Raw genomic sequence first — 15720 nt, 5'->3', positions numbered from 1 at the left:
TCATTCTCCTCTTTTATTTTCATTCAATTCAAATCTTTGAAGAAATGCTTGAATTTCTTGCTCATAAGCTTCCTTATTTTCGCTAAAAGACATTGCATGCGCACCGTGTGGCGCAATAAATAACTGTTTGTCACCCTTTTTTCGAGTATATAACTGCTGACTTTGCTCACAGGGGATATAGTCGTCATGGCGGCTATGAATAAAAAGTACAGGTTCTTTCACCTGATCGATCACATCAAGAGGGGAAACTTGCCGGATGCGGTATCCGTCCCGCCATTTTAACACTTGATCACTTAGTGGAAGAATCCATTTTCCTGAAAGGCGAAAATCTGTTTTTAATCGATAAAGAAGCTGGTCCTCAAAAGAAGCAAAAGGGCAGTCTGTTATGTAAAAATTGGCGTTTGCTTCCGGCTTTGCAGCATATAACAAGGTCGTGACTGCACCCATTGATTCTCCGTGTATCCCAATGATGGCACTTTCTCCGAGTTTTTGTCTGAGCCACTTTACGATCTTTGCTAGATCTTCTTTTTCATAATATCCATAACTTGTGGTTTTCCCGCCGCTCATTCCATGTCTTCTATGATCATAAAGCATCACATTCCATCCGAGCTTTTGGAATAATTTCATATACTTAACGGAGTTAATCAAACTGACTGTAACACCGTGGCAAAGGACGATTGTTCGTGTTGTATGGGGATACGGCACAAAATAGCCATGGAGATCATAACCAAATGCTGAAGGAATACACACTTTCTCTTTTTTAAGCTGTTGAAATTCCTCGTGGTGATAATGGCCTCCATCTGATTCTCGTTTGATGAGCTCTTTATCCGTTAATTTTCGAATATACATCATTTTATTGGTGAAAAAAATACCAATTGCAGCGAGTGGACATAATATGAAGGCAAATATAGCGATCCATTTCTTCATCTAGCCGATTCTTCCTTTCCGGAGTTTTTTCTATGACGATCATACCACATCTTGGGAGATTGGCGTGCCTCTTGCTCAGAAAATAAAACGGATGATACACTAAGTCAAAAGGAGAGAGGCACAATGAAAAAGACCAAACAAGATCAAGCAAAATTAAAGGACGGCATAAACGATGATGTCAAACAGCAGCTTCTTCAAATGAAGAAAAACCTTGCCGTCGAGACAGAAAAAAGAGAAGAACAAAAACGAAAAGACCTCCTTCGGCAGCAGAAAGAAAAAGAAAAAAACAAAAGTTTTTCAGAGCTGCTAGATGAAAGCCATTTAGACTGGAGAAAGTATAAAAGCTAAAAAAGAGGGCGATGATGCTCTCTTTTTTTCTTAAGATAGATCCACAGCAGAAACATAGAAGTGTTTAAAAAGAAAAGCACTTCTTCCCCCTTCACATCACTTCATTTCAGAATCGTGACAGTATGATATTTACAGTCAAACGAAACGAAATCCCATAACTTGTGTTTAAGATAGAAGTAAAAAGGTGAGTATTGAATTATTTAAATTCCTTTTTATTGAAAATATGGTTATTAATACCCTTTTGATAGAGGATCATTCTCCTTATAATGAAGGTGTATTACAAAATTTGGGAATGGAGATGATTCACATGAAATTGAGAAAAACAATGGCTGGAGTCGCTTTATCTTTAGGATTGCTTTTACCTGTTTCTGGACAAGCTCTTGCTACAAATGATTTAACGAATGCGGATTTAAGTACAAAGGCTACTTCAATTGTTGATTGTTCTGTAACCCCTTTTAAAGGCGCAAGTAATCGACTATGTATGTATTCAGATAATGGTTCTTTTGCAAATAGTTTCAGTCGCTTTGGTACTACATTTTATCTTAAAGGCAAATCTGGAAATTATGCATATTATGAAAGTGCAAGATAAGGACAACGGGGCTTTTAGCCCCTCTTCATTTTTAATAGAGAAACACTAGCATCATACATACGCTAAAATAAAAAGATTGTAGAAAAACATGAGTTTTTCTACAATCTGAGAGATCACATCATGTGATCTTTTTTGTTATTTGAACCGGTGCGTTTCATACACAGATGGTTTTGTATAGTAAGTTAATGCTTTGACTTCTTGGTCACTTAATGAACGTGCATTTGCTGCTGCTATATTTTCTTTTAACTGATCCACTGAGCTTGCACCAAATACAACGGAACTGACCGCAGAATGTTTCAGTATATACTGAATGGACAGTTCAGTGAGTGATAGGTCATAAGCGACTTTCTTTAAAGAAGGAATGATCTGCTGAAGCTCTTCAAATGAATATTGAAGATAGCCGTTTTTTTGAATCGCTGCACTTGCTTGAGAAAGTGGCTTTTCAGTTAATAATCCTTTCGCTAAAGGACCTCTTGCGACGACACTAATGCTTTGTTCTTCAAGTAGAGAGAACCATTCTTCTGGGCGGCGGTCGAGTAAACTATATTGCATCATCACGCTTACGATATTGGACTTTTTGGCATATTCTTTAATGACATTTGGACGGATAGATGAAATGCCATAATAGCGAATTACGCCTTCCTCTACCAATTCTTCAAAAGCCTCAATCGTTTCATCAATGGGGTCATCAATCGTGCCTCCGTGCAATTGATATAAATCAATATAATCTGTTTGAAGCCGCTTGAGGCTTTGTTTTACTGCTTCCTTTATGTACGCTTTTGAAGGGTCCCAGTCCCAGCCTGGTTTGCCTTTTTCAAAGCGGTTGCCGCCTTTTGTCGCCAAAATCAAATCCTGCCGTCTGTTTTTAATGGCTTCCCCGACAATTTCCTCATTTGTCCCAAAATCATATAAATCGGCTGTATCCAGATAGTTAATTCCGAGATCAATGGCCTCATCTAATAAAGAGAGCGCTTTTTCTTTTTCCGTCCCAAGAGACATGCATCCTAGTGCCGCCTCGCTCACTAAGAGATCTGAGGTGCCAATTCGTCTTTTTTTCAATTCCATCACACTCCTATCCCTTCACATTAAGTGAAAAAAATCAGGAATTCAAGCTAGGTGATTTCAAATGGCGTATTGAAGCAAGCGTTTCGCTTTTCGCTTCTCTTAAATCATCTATGTTAAAATAAATGAAGTAAAAAGTGAAAGTAGAACGAGGAGCTGACAAAATTGAAGGACTTTGAAGAAAAAACATTATCGTCGAAAGAATTATACAACGGAAAAATCATTGATTTGGTTCTTGAAGATGTAGAATTGCCTAACGGAAAACAAGGCAAACGCGAAATCATTAAACATCCTGGTGCAGTAGCCGTCATTGCACGTACAGACGAAAATAAAATCATCTTGGTCAAACAATACCGTAAAGCACTAGAGAGAGCCATCGTTGAAATTCCGGCCGGAAAACTAGAAAAAGGGGAAGAGCCGGCACATACAGCATTAAGAGAATTAGAAGAAGAAACAGGATATACAACCCAGCAGCTTCAAAAGCTGACGGCCTTTTATACATCACCTGGTTTTGCAGATGAAATTGTTCACATCTATCTAGCAGATCAGCTAGTTCCGCTTGAAGAAAAAAGAGAGCTGGATGAAGATGAATTTGTCGAAGTAATGGAAGTTTCATTAGAAGAAGCTCTGCACCTCATTGAAAAGCAGCATATTTATGATGCAAAAACAGCCTATGCCATTCAGTACTTACAACTGCAAGAGGTACTTGAGTCAACAAAATGAAGGAATTTTTTGCAGACATCCATATCCATATTGGCAGAACAAGAACAGGCAGAGCTGTCAAAATTACAGGTGCAAGGTCACTGACAATTGACCAAATTCTTATTGAAGCAGCAGAAAGTAAAGGGATGGGGATGATTGGTGTGATTGATGCACAATCTCCAGAAGTCCTAGAAGAATTAATAGAAGGTGTAGAGGAAGGCAGGTACACGGAACTAAATGACGGCGGTTTATCATTTGGAGAGACAGTGCTCCTTTTAGGCAGTGAATTAGAAATCAATGATGACCATTCAAAGGGTCCGATTCATGTGCTGGCATTTATGCCCACACTACACAAAATGTCTGAGTTTTCCGCATGGCTTTCGCTTCATATGAAAAATGTGCATTTGAGTTCACAGCGCCTCTATGTTGATGGGAAAACACTTCAGCGCAAGGTTAAGGAGCTGGGAGGATTGTTTATTCCTGCTCATATATTCACGCCTCATAAAAGTCTATACGGCAAAGGGGTCAACACTTCTTTGACGGAAGTATTTGATCCTGACCTTATTGATGCTGTTGAGCTTGGTCTTAGCTGTGATACGTCAATGGCGTCCCAGCTGAGTGAGCTGAACCGGTATCCTTTTTTAACGAATTCGGATGCTCATTCTTTAGGAAAAATCGCGCGGGAATATACAAAAATCAAAATGGATCATGCCTCTTTTGCCGAATTCAAGCTAGCTCTTGAAGAAAAAGATGGCAGAGCCGTCACAGGAAATTATGGACTTGCTCCGCGGCTTGGGAAGTATTATCATACGACTTGCGAGAAATGCGGGGTTAGACCTCACGCACCAGATCAAGAAGAGTGCCATGTATGCGGACATACACGGATGACAAAAGGAGTAAGTGAACGTTTAAAAGAGCTTGCTGACCAAGAAAGTGAAAAAGGAACGAGACCTCCTTATGTTCATCAGCTCCCGCTTCAGTTTATTCCGGGTGTTGGACCAAAAACGCTGGAGAAGCTAAAAGCCGTGTTTCACACAGAGATGAATATTCTACATCAAGCAACAGAACAAGAACTAAAAGCCGTTCTGCCAGAAAAGACAGCGGGCTACATCATCAAAGCAAGGAAGGGCGAAGTCGAACTGATCGCTGGTGGAGGTGGAGTGTACGGTAAGGTGGATATCAATCATGAGTCACATTAAATGGACATGTCAAACGTTTGAACAATTGTCAAAAGAGGATCTTTACTTGATTCTCATGGAAAGAGTCAACGTGTTTGTTGTAGAACAAACATGCCCTTACCCTGAAATTGATCACCGGGACCAAGATGCGCTTCATCTCATCGCAAAAGAGAACGGCACGATTGTGGCTTATTGCCGAATTTTCCAAAACGGGCTCATGTACAAGGAGGCGTCCATCGGCCGCGTGCTTGTGACGCAGGCCGGGCGGAAAAAAGGCTATGGAAAGCTGCTGCTCATCAAGGCTTTGGAAAAGCTTAGTGAACTAGGTGAAACAAGTGTCAAAATACAGGCGCAAGCCTACCTGAAGTCATTTTACGAATCATTTGGTTTCAAGGCTGTCTCAGATGTTTATGATGAAGATGGGATTCCGCATCTTGATATGGTGAAAACAGAAAGATAGACGTTTTTACGTCTATCTTTTTTATGTAACATCGTGTATCATAACGTCAACGAAAGGGGTTTTGCCAAATGGGAAAAAGCAAAGCAAAGAAAAAACGAGAGCATATCCAAAGGCAGCAGAGCCGAAATCCAGAACTGTCGAGAGGAAACATGCCGCATTTTAGCACACACGAAAGGAAGACAAAAACAAAACAGGAAGCCTTGCAGCATATGATGAAGAAACATAAAGGACGAAATGCTTATGATCACTATCAAGAGGATCATAAGCATTTTTATTTTGCTTTTTTGTGACAACTAGATTAAATAAATGGAAAAATTTAAAAAATAGGACAAACGGTCGTTTCTTTTTGTCTAAATATGTAGTTAAATGACAAAAAGAAACGAAAGGGAGAGTGAGTATCGTGAACGTCAAGTCATTTGGAGCAGGGCTTTGTATGGCAAGTGTGCTTGTGACATCCGTCATGTTTGGCGCGTCAGATATTTCTGCAAAGGAGCAAACAAAAAAAGAGTACATGATCGGCTTTTCTTCTTCCGTTCAAGACAAAACACAAAAACAGCTTGTAGAAGAAGCTGGCGGGCATGTGAAAGAATCAATAGAGCAAATAGATATGATGAAAGTGTCGCTGAATGAGACTTCGAAAAAGAAACTGAATGAAGCAAAAGAAGTGACCTTTATCGAGGAAGACCAAAAAGCAAAAACAAGCGCTCAAACGATTCCATACGGCGTCAAAAGCATCAAAGCACAAAAGGTACATAAACATGGATACGCTGGACAGAATGTCAAAGTAGCCGTTCTTGACAGCGGCATCGACGGCAAACATGAGGATTTACATGTCACCGGCGGCGTGAGCTTTGTACCGGCAGAGTCTGATCCATTTGTTGATCCGCATAAACATGGAACGCATGTGGCAGGCACAATTGCAGCATTAGATAATAAGGTAGGTGTCGTGGGTGTTGCACCAAAAGCTTCTATCTATGCTGTCAAGGTGGCAGATGAAAATGGTGACGGCTACTATAGCTGGATCATAAAAGGGATTGAATGGGCCATTGAGAATGACATGGATGTCATCAATATTAGTATGGGGGGAGCAAGTGAATCTGAGGCGCTGAAAGAAGCGGTAGATCGAGCGTATGATAAAGGGATTCTCATTGTGGCTTCTGCAGGGAATGAAGGAAGCTATGGCTCTCTCAATACGATTGACTATCCGGCTAAATACAGTTCAGTGATGGCGGTTGCCTCTGTTGACCAAAAAAAGCAAAGAGCTTTTGATTCATCTGTTGGCGAAGAACTGGAAGTCTCAGCACCAGGCGTTTCAACGCTGAGCACCATTCCTCATAACGAATATGGCTACATGAGCGGAACGTCAATGGCATCACCGCATGTAGCGGGCGCTGCGGCTGTCATTCTATCAAAACATCCGAATCTGACAAACGATGAAGTACGCGAGAGACTGTCAAAAACGGCGACAAAGCTTGGAGAACCTTTTTATTACGGTGCCGGGCTTGTGAACGTACAAAAAGCCGCTCGATAAATGAAAAAGAGAAAGCAGTGAGCAGGCTGCTTTCTCTTTTTTCTTTCGATAAAACGGTCATGTTTCGTAATCTCTCTCATAGAATCTAGTAACCTTACTATTTGGGAGGAAGACACATGCGGAAAAAGTCTTGGAAGGAGCATCTTCTTCAGCACGTAAAAGATCATCTCTCGATTTATTTATTTGTCTCTGTACTCTTTTTAATGGGTGTGATCTTCGGGGCGATTATTGTCAATAGCATGACATTCAGCCAGAAAGAGGATTTATTCTATTATTTAAATCAATTTTTTGGTCAGCTGACAAATGAGAAAGCAGCAGAATCAAAAGAAATGTTTTTACAAAGCTTTCTGCATCATATGAAATATTTAGGCCTTATGTGGATTCTGGGAATCTCCATCGTTGGTCTGCCGCTTATCTTTCTTATGATCTTTTTAAAAGGAATTGTTGTTGGGTTTACTGTTGGTTTTCTCGTGAATCAAATGGGGCTGAGTGGATTTTTTCTCTCGTTTGTATCGGTGCTTCCGCAAAACATTTTGCTCATTCCAGCCTATTTAGTGATTGGCACTTGTGCAATTGCGTTTTCCATCCGTCTCATTGGACAGCTCTTCATGAAAAAAACCATCAGTCAAGCACCCGTCCAGTGGTTTGGCCGGTATGCATCTGTTCTGCTGATGATTTTAGCGCTTGCTGCACTGTCGTCTTTTTTTGAATCGTATATATCATTCATGCTGATGAAAAAGCTGGCAGGTGTTCTTTTATAATTGTTATTAATTAATAATCAATTTATTTATCAATTTAAAATGATTATAGTTGGCTCTCAGCACATCATTTGATATAATGATCAAGTAATGTGGCGTAGGAGGGAAAGTCAATGGAAAATAGGATTGATCGAATTAAGAAGCAGCTTCATTCTTCCAGCTACAAGCTCACGCCACAGCGTGAAGCCACAGTAAGAGTACTGCTTGAGAATGAAGAAGACCATTTAAGTGCAGAAGATGTATACCTCCTCGTAAAAGAGAAGTCTCCTGAAATTGGTCTTGCTACTGTTTATCGGACGTTAGAATTGCTCACTGAACTGAAAGTTGTTGATAAAATTAACTTTGGAGACGGCGTTTCGCGATATGATCTTCGCAAAGAAGGAGCTGCTCACTTCCATCATCATCTTGTCTGCATGGAATGCGGAACAGTCGATGAGATAGAAGATGATTTATTAGAAGATGTCGAAGAGATTATTGAACGTGACTGGAAATTTAAAATTAAGGATCATAGATTGACATTCCATGGTATTTGCCACCGGTGTCATGATGATGAATCCGGCAAATAATCCGAATTGGAACCTTTTCATTTAAGATGAAGAGGTTTTTTGCATTTTCGCTGTATATTCCTTGTCCCACCTGGCATATGCTGAAGTAATGAGAAGGTGAGAAAGGACTTGAAGTTTATGCGAAAATGGCTCAAAACAACAGGTGAAGTGATCAAAGTATTTATCTTGTTCACTGGTTTTACCGTCCTGTTCTATTATGCTATGATATGGATAAATTCAGAATATGAAAGCTACCATCGTTATGATAAACCAGAGGGTGCAGCAATTAAAGTGATGGAAATGGATCAGCCGAACCAAGACAATTGGCAAGACCGATTGATTTATTTTTATCAAAACGGGGAGTAGAAATCATTGAACGATCAATTATCCGACTTTATTCATTTTATGACCGTAGAGAGAGGACTCTCTGAAAATACCATTGTTTCTTATAAAAGAGATTTACAGAACTACTTGTCTTTTTTAATGACACATGAACAGCTGACGGATATTAGCGATGTCACGCGTCTGCATATCATTCATTATTTAAAGCAGCTAAAAGAGGAAGGGAAATCGAGTAAAACATCTGTTCGGCATCTATCATCGATTCGTTCCTTTCATCAATTTCTGCTTCGGGAAAAAGTGACAGCGGATGACCCGTCATGGAACATTGAAACGCAAAAAACAGAGCGGACTTTACCGAAAGTTTTATCATTAGGGGAGGTCGAAAAGCTGCTTGATACACCAAATCAGCACACTCCCTTTGACTACCGAGACAAAGCAATGCTTGAGCTCTTATATGCAACGGGGATTCGCGTCAGTGAAATGCTGGATCTGACCCTTGCCGATGTTCACCTCACAATGGGCTTTGTCCGCTGTTTTGGAAAAGGAAGAAAAGAGCGTATTGTGCCAATTGGTGAAGCTGCTGCAAGCGCAATTGAAGAATATATCGAAAAGGGAAGAAGCAAGCTGTTAAAAAAACAGCCGTCCGATGCCCTATTTCTCAATCATCATGGAAAAAAAATGTCGCGTCAAGGCTTCTGGAAGAACTTGAAAAAACGAGCCATCGAAGCAGGGATTCAAAAGGAACTGACGCCTCATACGCTCAGACATTCATTTGCTACACACCTGCTTGAAAACGGTGCGGACTTAAGAGCTGTACAGGAAATGCTCGGACATGCCGATATTTCAACAACACAAATTTATACACATGTGACGAAAACAAGACTGAAAGATGTGTATCACAAATTCCATCCAAGGGCATAAGTAAAGCATGACACAGTGAACGGGTGTCATGCTTTTTCATGTTTACATCGTTTATGGTTGTCAACTGGCTTGTAAACGGTTTATACTTGAGATGTCTGACCTCTCGCTGTTTGTAAGGTCAAAAGACAAGAATATTGAAGGAGGCGCTTTTTAATGCCTGATTATCAGTATAAACGCATTTTCCTCGTCGTCATGGATTCAGTAGGAATTGGGGAAGCACCAGATGCTGCTGATTTTAATGATGTAGGTGCAGATACACTTGGACATATTGCTGAAAAAATGAACGGGCTTCATATGCCGAATATGGCGAAGCTTGGGCTGAGTCATATTAAAGAAATCAAAGGAATTCCAGCGGATGAAAAACCGCTTGCGTATTATGGAAAAATGCAAGAAGCATCAAACGGTAAAGACACAATGACAGGACACTGGGAAATCATGGGTCTTTACATAGACACACCGTTCAAAGTCTTTCCAGAAGGATTCCCAGATGAACTATTAAATGAACTAAAAGAAAAAACAGGCCGAGGTATTATTGGAAATAAACCTGCGTCTGGTACGGAAATTTTAGATGAGCTTGGCGAAGAGCACATGAAAACAGGTGATTTAATTGTTTATACATCTGCGGATTCTGTGCTGCAAATTGCTGCGCACGAAGAAGTTGTGCCATTAGATGAGCTTTACCGTATTTGTGAAATTGCCCGTGAACTTACATTAGATGAAAAATATATGGTTGGCCGGATTATCGCTCGTCCGTTTGTCGGAGAGCCTGGCGCATTTGTTAGAACGCCAAACCGTCATGACTATGCGTTAAAACCATTTGACCGTACAGTCATGAATGAACTGAAAGATGATGGACTCGATGTCATTGCGATCGGAAAAATCTCTGATATTTATGACGGCGAGGGTATCACATCATCTCTTAGAACAAAATCAAACATGGATGGAATGGACAAGCTGGTCGATACACTTAAAACAGACTTTACAGGACTCAGCTTTTTAAACCTTGTTGATTTTGACGCTCTTTACGGACATAGAAGAGATCCAGAGGGTTATGGAAAAGCACTAGAGGAATTTGATGCACGTCTTCCTGAAGTGTTTGACCTGTTGAAAGAGGATGACCTTCTTGTGATCACAGCAGATCATGGTAATGACCCAGTTCATCACGGAACAGATCATACAAGAGAATATGTTCCGCTCATTGCTTACAGCAAAAAGCATCAGGAAGCAAATGAACTGCCAACAGCAAAAACGTTTGCTGATCTTGGGGCAACCGTTGCAGATAATTTCAAGACAACGATGCCAAAATACGGAACAAGCTTTTTATCTAAACTCAAATAGGGGGAGATTTCGTGGGAGCACAGTTTTCAGAAGCGGCGGCATACATTAAACAAGCATCGACATATGTACCAACAGTTGGGCTCATTTTAGGATCAGGACTTGGCATTTTAGCAGATGAGATTGAAAATCCAATCAAAATAAAATATGAAGATATTCCTGGATTCCCTGTTTCAACAGTAGAGGGACATGCAGGACAGCTCGTGATCGGAACGCTGAAAGGCACTGTCGTTTGCGCTATGCAAGGACGTTTTCATTTCTATGAAGGATATGATATGAAGCAAGTGACGTTTCCTGTCCGTGTGATGAAAGAAATTGGCATTGACACATGCATTGTCACAAATGCAGCCGGCGGTGTGAATACGTCATTCCGCCCAGGAGATCTCATGCTGATCACAGATCATATCAATATGATGGGAACCAATCCATTAATTGGCCCAAATGACAGTCAAGGCGTTCGCTTCCCTGATATGTCTGCACCGTACGATAAAGAACTAATGGCACTTGCAGAAGAAACAGCCCAGCGTTTAGGTATATCTGTACAGCAAGGGGTTTATGCAGGGATGACAGGGCCTTCATATGAAACACCTGCTGAAGTTCGTTTCCTAAGAACACTTGGAGCAGATGCGGTCGGAATGTCGACTGTTCCAGAAGTCATTGTTGCGCGTCATGCAGGAATCAAAGTACTTGGCATTTCATGCATTTCCAATGCGGCATCTGGTATTTTGGATCAGCCGCTGTCTCATGATGAAGTGATCGAAGTAACGGAAAAAGTGAAAGCAAGTTTTCTTGATTTAGTAAAAGACATTGTCAAACAACTTTCATAGCATGTGTCCAGAAGCCTTCTGCTACCCAAGCAGAAGGTTTTTTTTATTTGCAATCATACGATCTCTGAATAAAACAGCCTATATGAGGAAAAAATAGAAAGGATTACGATAATGGAGGTCTGCCACTTGAAACGTCATATATGTGCATTGTTTATTTTAATGATCCTTATCTCAATGGTTTCACCATCAGCGATAGCAAAAGAAAAGATTGAAAAACCAGGAGAAAAACAAACATCAGAATTGGCACACGAAGCCAAATCAGCGATCTTAATAGAACGAGACACGGGAAAGGTGCTTTACAATAAAAACAGCGATGAAAAGCTTGCACCCGCAAGTATGACCAAAATCATGACGATGCTTCTCATCATGGAAGCCATTGATCAGGGTAAACTAAAAATGACAGACAAGGTCAGAACGAGCGACTATGCAGCGTCCATGGGAGGCTCACAAATCTTCCTTGAACCAGGAGAAGAAATGACCGTGAAAGAAATGCTGAAAGGCATTGCGATTGCGTCAGGAAATGATGCTTCAGTTGCCATGGCAGAGCATATTGCAGGATCTGAAGAACAGTTCGTTGAGCAGATGAACAAAAGGGCGAAAGAGCTTGGCCTCACCTCAACGGTCTTTCAAAACCCAACAGGACTTCCTGAAAAAGACCATTACAGCACAGCTCACGATATGGCAAAAATGGCAAAAGAGCTGTTGAAATATGAACAAATCACCAAATTCACAGGTGTCTACGAAGACTATTTACGGCAAAACACAGATAAAAAATTCTGGCTTGTCAACACAAACCGTCTGATTAAATTTTATCCAGGGGTCGATGGGGTGAAAACCGGTTTTACAGGTGAAGCGAAATACTGTTTAACTGCATCTGCTAAAAAAGGCAAAATGCGCGTCATTGCGGTTGTCTTCGGCGCAAGCACGCCGAAAGACAGAAATGCTCAGGTAGTCAAAATGTTAGATTACGCATTTAGTCAATATACGACTCATCCGCTTTACAAAAGAGGGCAAGATGTGGCGGAGGTCAAAGTGAGCAAAGGGAAAAAGAAAAACATTCAGCTCGTGACTTCTGAACCGATATCCCTTTTAACGAAAAAAGGCGAAAATGTGGATCAGATCAAAAAAGAAATCAAATTGTCTCATGATGTCAAAGCTCCATTTTCAAAAGGAACGGAACTTGGTACGATCGTCTTGAAAAAAGACGGAAAAGTGCTGCATGAAAGCCCTGTAGAAGCAAAAGAAGGAATGGAAAAGGCAGGCGTTTGGACTTTCTTCAAACGAGCAATGGCTGATTTTGTGAAATGGAAATAAAAGGCGAAAGGCTGCTGTAATTGGCAGTCTTTTTGCTATGAGGAAAAGAAAAGAACATCTAAATGTGACGAATGGTCACTAGTTTTGTCATGGTGAAGGATTTACTTCATATAAAAGAGAAACATTCTTTATCCGAAATTAGAGCAAGGAGGAATAAAAAAATGAGCCTTGGTATTGATTTTCAAGTAAAAGAGAGCGTACTTTGCATTCGGTTAACAGGAGAGCTCGATCATCACTCCGCAGAAACATTGAGACAAAAGGTGACGAATTATTTGGAAACAGAGGACATTCGCCACATTGTGCTGAATCTGGCTGATTTATCGTTTATGGACAGCTCTGGACTCGGAGTGATTTTAGGAAGATATAAAGAAATTAAGCAGCTTGGCGGGGAAATGGTCGTCTGTGCCATCTCGCCAGCGGTGAACCGGTTATTTGATATGTCTGGTTTGTTTAAAATCATTCGGATGGAGCCTTCTGAGCAAACGGCTTTGCAAACATTGGGGGTGGCATCATGAGAAATGAAATGAACCTGACTTTTTCGGCATTAAGCCAAAATGAATCGTTTGCAAGGGTGACAGTCGCGGCGTTTATCGCTCAGCTTGACCCGACTTTAGATGAATTAACAGAAATCAAGACCGTTGTATCTGAGGCAGTGACAAACTCCATCATCCATGGCTATGATGGGAATCCAGATGGAAAGGTGCATATCCATGTCACGCTAGATGACCATGTCGTTTATCTTACCATTCGTGACGAAGGTATGGGTATTACAGATCTTGAGGAAGCAAGACAGCCGCTTTTTACAACAAAACCAGACTTAGAGCGCTCTGGAATGGGCTTTACCATCATGGAGAATTTTATGGATGATGTCATGGTGGACTCATCACCAGAAATGGGCACGACCATCCGTTTAACAAAGCATCTATCAAAAAGCAAAGCGCTTTGTAATTAAAGGAGCTGCTCATATGGATGTGGAGGTAAAAAAGCAAGCTAAAAAAGCCCAGCTGTCAAATGATGAAGTCAAAGAGCTCATCAAAAAAAGCCAAGACGGTGATCAGCAAGCAAGAGACCTCCTCGTAGAAAAAAACATGCGTCTTGTTTGGTCCGTTGTTCAGCGCTTTTTAAATAGGGGATATGAACCAGATGATCTGTTTCAGATTGGCTGTATTGGACTGCTGAAATCTGTTGATAAATTTGATTTGTCATATGATGTAAAGTTTTCAACGTACGCCGTTCCCATGATCATTGGTGAGATTCAGCGATTCATTCGGGATGATGGAACGGTCAAAGTCAGCCGGTCATTAAAGGAACTCGGAAATAAAATTCGGCGGGCAAGGGATGAATTGTCTAAGTCTCATGGAAGAATGCCGACCGTTCAGGAAATTGCCGAATACCTTGATATCACACCAGAGGATGTCGTCCTCGCCCAAGAAGCGGTACGCTCCCCATCATCCATTCATGAAACGGTGTATGAAAATGATGGGGATCCGATTACATTGCTTGATCAAATTGCCGATCATTCTGAGGAAAGATGGTTTGACAAAATCGCACTGAAAGAAGCGATCAAGGAATTAGAAGAACGGGAAAAACTCATTGTGTATTTAAGGTATTATAAAGATCAGACACAATCTGAGGTTGCAGAAAGACTTGGCATTTCACAAGTACAAGTCTCACGGCTTGAAAAGAAAATTTTAAAACAAATCCAAATGCAAATGGATCAAAAAGACAGCTAGCCAATTCGGCTGGCTTTTTTTGTGTGGTAATTACCGGTAAATCAAGTTCTATCAGTATGAGAACCATTTTTCACCACATACTATTTTTAACCCATCGTATAGGAAGTGACTTGGATGGACGGACAAATCTTTATTCGGCTGCGCCATCGAATCAAGACCGGTATTGATCAGCTCATTTATTTAGAGGATATCGCCCAAATCACTGGTGATGAGTTTGCTGTGCAAAAGCTTAGCAAAATGCCGGTGTATCATGTCAGCAAAAAGGATCGTCACATCGTCGTACTTGATATCATGCATGTCGTCAAAACGATCAAAAAAACGTGGCCGGATATCGACATTCAAACCGTCGGCGGCTCTGAAGCTATTGTTGAAATTGATACAGGCAAACGCCAGCTTTCTCCCGTTTTATTTGTGTTTGTATGGCTCCTATTATTTGTCGGAGCGGCCCTTGCCATTATGAATTTCCACGAGGATGTCAGTATGCGGCTCGTTCATATCCGTCTATATGAAATGATCACTGGAAAAACGGTTGAGCATCCGTATTTATTACAAATTCCATATAGCTTTGGACTCGGCTTTGGCATGATTTTGTTTTTCAATCATGTATTTAAAAAGCGTTTAAATGAAGAACCAAGTCCGCTCGAGGTGGAAATGTTTAAATATCAGCTTGATCTCGATCATTACGTCGCACTCAACGAAAATAAAGAAACATTGAAAGATATCCATGATCGGTAAATGGCTTTTTGTCGTACTCGTTGGACTTGGCGGCGGTTTAACGGTCGGAGCAGGATTTGTGGCATTTCTTACAGTGCTTGGCATCATTCCCCGCTTAATGCAATTAACCAAAACGCAGCGCTTCATACAAGGGTACGAGGCGGCTGTCATTAGCGGTGCAGTCGTTGGCGGCTGGGCCACCTTAAGTCAAATACATCTGCATTTAACCAAATGGCTGGCACTGCCGGTCGGTCTTTTATCAGGTATCTTTGTCGGCATGCTTGCAGCTGCACTCACTGAAGTATTAAATGTACTTCCTATATTAACGAAAAGAATTGGAATGGACGGGAAAATTGTTTTGCTGCTCATGGCCATCGTCTTAGGAAAGGTATTTGGTTCACTATTTCATTGGCTTATTTATATTTAAGAAATTG

The 15720-nt window shown here is 40.9% G+C and carries 21 protein-coding genes; 19 read left to right on the top strand and 2 right to left on the bottom strand.

What is annotated here, in order from left to right:
- The gene (locus NSU13_RS10865) at positions 1-927 is read right to left on the bottom strand and encodes an alpha/beta hydrolase (RefSeq protein ID WP_335371103.1); all 927 of its coding nucleotides are present in this window, start codon (positions 925-927) and stop codon (positions 1-3) included.
- Between the two features lie 123 nt (positions 928-1050).
- Here NSU13_RS10865 and NSU13_RS10860 point away from each other — a divergent pair, with 123 nt between their 5' ends.
- On the top strand, positions 1051-1275 hold the full coding sequence (locus tag NSU13_RS10860) for a YqkE family protein (RefSeq protein WP_211043277.1): 225 nt from the start codon (positions 1051-1053) through the stop codon (positions 1273-1275).
- Between the two features lie 184 nt (positions 1276-1459).
- A complete protein-coding gene (locus NSU13_RS10855; RefSeq protein WP_338422732.1) occupies positions 1460-1864 on the top strand; it encodes an antimicrobial peptide LCI in 405 nt (134 codons plus the stop codon).
- Between the two features lie 135 nt (positions 1865-1999).
- Here the strand turns inward: NSU13_RS10855 and NSU13_RS10850 are convergent, their stop codons facing one another.
- Positions 2000-2923, bottom strand: coding sequence for an aldo/keto reductase (locus NSU13_RS10850; protein ID WP_024422879.1), 924 nt, complete (start codon positions 2921-2923; stop codon positions 2000-2002).
- Between the two features lie 168 nt (positions 2924-3091).
- On the opposite strand from NSU13_RS10850, the gene NSU13_RS10845 reads away from it, so the two are divergent.
- From NSU13_RS10845 to NSU13_RS10765, 17 genes are all read left to right on the top strand, one after another.
- Positions 3092-3649: an NUDIX hydrolase gene (locus NSU13_RS10845; RefSeq protein WP_046311676.1), complete on the top strand. Its 558-nt coding sequence runs from the start codon at positions 3092-3094 to the stop codon at positions 3647-3649.
- Entirely contained in the window at positions 3646-4827 is a 1182-nt protein-coding gene (locus NSU13_RS10840; RefSeq protein ID WP_046311674.1) for a TIGR00375 family protein, read from the top strand. The genes NSU13_RS10845 and NSU13_RS10840 overlap by 4 nt, the downstream gene beginning before the upstream one ends.
- Positions 4814-5266, top strand: coding sequence for a GNAT family N-acetyltransferase (locus NSU13_RS10835; protein WP_342489513.1), 453 nt, complete (start codon positions 4814-4816; stop codon positions 5264-5266). Before NSU13_RS10840 ends, NSU13_RS10835 begins: the two co-directional genes overlap by 14 nt.
- 68 nt (positions 5267-5334) lie before the next feature.
- Positions 5335-5556 carry a hypothetical protein gene (locus NSU13_RS10830; RefSeq protein ID WP_034280349.1) on the top strand — a complete coding sequence of 74 codons (222 nt, stop codon included), beginning with the start codon at positions 5335-5337 and terminating at the stop codon, positions 5554-5556.
- A gap of 110 nt (positions 5557-5666) precedes the next feature.
- Entirely contained in the window at positions 5667-6797 is a 1131-nt protein-coding gene (locus NSU13_RS10825; RefSeq protein WP_081279475.1) for a S8 family peptidase, read from the top strand.
- Positions 6798-6913: 116 nt separating this feature from the next.
- The gene (gene spoIIM / locus NSU13_RS10820) at positions 6914-7558 is read left to right on the top strand and encodes a stage II sporulation protein M (protein ID WP_024422873.1); all 645 of its coding nucleotides are present in this window, start codon (positions 6914-6916) and stop codon (positions 7556-7558) included.
- Between the two features lie 110 nt (positions 7559-7668).
- A complete protein-coding gene (fur, locus tag NSU13_RS10815; protein ID WP_003215577.1) occupies positions 7669-8121 on the top strand; it encodes a ferric iron uptake transcriptional regulator in 453 nt (150 codons plus the stop codon).
- 117 nt (positions 8122-8238) lie between these two features.
- Complete coding sequence (locus tag NSU13_RS10810; RefSeq protein ID WP_024428058.1) at positions 8239-8466, top strand: YqzK family protein; 228 nt, start codon at positions 8239-8241, stop codon at positions 8464-8466.
- Positions 8467-8472: 6 nt separating this feature from the next.
- Positions 8473-9363: a site-specific tyrosine recombinase XerD gene (gene xerD / locus NSU13_RS10805; protein ID WP_120208164.1), complete on the top strand. Its 891-nt coding sequence runs from the start codon at positions 8473-8475 to the stop codon at positions 9361-9363.
- A gap of 153 nt (positions 9364-9516) precedes the next feature.
- Positions 9517-10701: a phosphopentomutase gene (gene deoB / locus NSU13_RS10800; RefSeq protein ID WP_041117869.1), complete on the top strand. Its 1185-nt coding sequence runs from the start codon at positions 9517-9519 to the stop codon at positions 10699-10701.
- 11 nt (positions 10702-10712) lie between these two features.
- Positions 10713-11525, top strand: a complete 813-nt coding sequence (locus tag NSU13_RS10795; protein WP_046311669.1) for a purine-nucleoside phosphorylase — start codon at positions 10713-10715, stop codon at positions 11523-11525.
- A 126-nt stretch (positions 11526-11651) separates the two neighbouring features.
- Positions 11652-12839 (top strand): D-alanyl-D-alanine carboxypeptidase family protein, encoded by a 1188-nt coding sequence (locus NSU13_RS10790; RefSeq protein ID WP_342489512.1) that lies wholly within the window; start codon positions 11652-11654, stop codon positions 12837-12839.
- 161 nt (positions 12840-13000) lie between these two features.
- Positions 13001-13354, top strand: coding sequence for an anti-sigma F factor antagonist (spoIIAA, locus tag NSU13_RS10785; RefSeq protein ID WP_024422866.1), 354 nt, complete (start codon positions 13001-13003; stop codon positions 13352-13354).
- Positions 13351-13791: an anti-sigma F factor gene (gene spoIIAB / locus NSU13_RS10780; RefSeq protein WP_024422865.1), complete on the top strand. Its 441-nt coding sequence runs from the start codon at positions 13351-13353 to the stop codon at positions 13789-13791. Before spoIIAA ends, spoIIAB begins: the two co-directional genes overlap by 4 nt.
- A gap of 13 nt (positions 13792-13804) precedes the next feature.
- On the top strand, positions 13805-14572 hold the full coding sequence (gene sigF / locus NSU13_RS10775; protein ID WP_024422864.1) for an RNA polymerase sporulation sigma factor SigF: 768 nt from the start codon (positions 13805-13807) through the stop codon (positions 14570-14572).
- 114 nt (positions 14573-14686) lie between these two features.
- Positions 14687-15307 carry a stage V sporulation protein AA gene (locus tag NSU13_RS10770; RefSeq protein WP_034280357.1) on the top strand — a complete coding sequence of 207 codons (621 nt, stop codon included), beginning with the start codon at positions 14687-14689 and terminating at the stop codon, positions 15305-15307.
- Entirely contained in the window at positions 15297-15713 is a 417-nt protein-coding gene (locus NSU13_RS10765) for a stage V sporulation protein AB (protein WP_034280358.1), read from the top strand. The genes NSU13_RS10770 and NSU13_RS10765 overlap by 11 nt, the downstream gene beginning before the upstream one ends.
- Positions 15714-15720: the final 7 nt, after the last annotated feature.

Source organism: Bacillus sp. FSL M8-0049 (assembly GCF_038593355.1).
Classification (GTDB): Bacteria; Bacillota; Bacilli; order Bacillales; family Bacillaceae; genus Bacillus; species Bacillus safensis.
This window is presented reverse-complemented; position numbering and strand designations above follow the sequence as displayed.

Coding starts and splice junctions, on each gene's coding strand:
- NSU13_RS10865 (WP_335371103.1), bottom strand. CDS start 927: ATGAAGAAATGGATCGCTATATTTGCCTTCATATTATGTCCACTCGCT.
- NSU13_RS10860 (WP_211043277.1), top strand. CDS start 1,051: ATGAAAAAGACCAAACAAGATCAAGCAAAATTAAAGGACGGCATAAAC.
- NSU13_RS10840 (WP_046311674.1), top strand. CDS start 3,646: ATGAAGGAATTTTTTGCAGACATCCATATCCATATTGGCAGAACAAGA.
- NSU13_RS10835 (WP_342489513.1), top strand. CDS start 4,814: ATGAGTCACATTAAATGGACATGTCAAACGTTTGAACAATTGTCAAAA.
- NSU13_RS10830 (WP_034280349.1), top strand. CDS start 5,335: ATGGGAAAAAGCAAAGCAAAGAAAAAACGAGAGCATATCCAAAGGCAG.
- spoIIM (WP_024422873.1), top strand. CDS start 6,914: ATGCGGAAAAAGTCTTGGAAGGAGCATCTTCTTCAGCACGTAAAAGAT.
- fur (WP_003215577.1), top strand. CDS start 7,669: ATGGAAAATAGGATTGATCGAATTAAGAAGCAGCTTCATTCTTCCAGC.
- NSU13_RS10810 (WP_024428058.1), top strand. CDS start 8,239: ATGCGAAAATGGCTCAAAACAACAGGTGAAGTGATCAAAGTATTTATC.
- deoB (WP_041117869.1), top strand. CDS start 9,517: ATGCCTGATTATCAGTATAAACGCATTTTCCTCGTCGTCATGGATTCA.
- spoIIAA (WP_024422866.1), top strand. CDS start 13,001: ATGAGCCTTGGTATTGATTTTCAAGTAAAAGAGAGCGTACTTTGCATT.
- spoIIAB (WP_024422865.1), top strand. CDS start 13,351: ATGAGAAATGAAATGAACCTGACTTTTTCGGCATTAAGCCAAAATGAA.
- sigF (WP_024422864.1), top strand. CDS start 13,805: ATGGATGTGGAGGTAAAAAAGCAAGCTAAAAAAGCCCAGCTGTCAAAT.
- NSU13_RS10770 (WP_034280357.1), top strand. CDS start 14,687: ATGGACGGACAAATCTTTATTCGGCTGCGCCATCGAATCAAGACCGGT.
- NSU13_RS10765 (WP_034280358.1), top strand. CDS start 15,297: ATGATCGGTAAATGGCTTTTTGTCGTACTCGTTGGACTTGGCGGCGGT.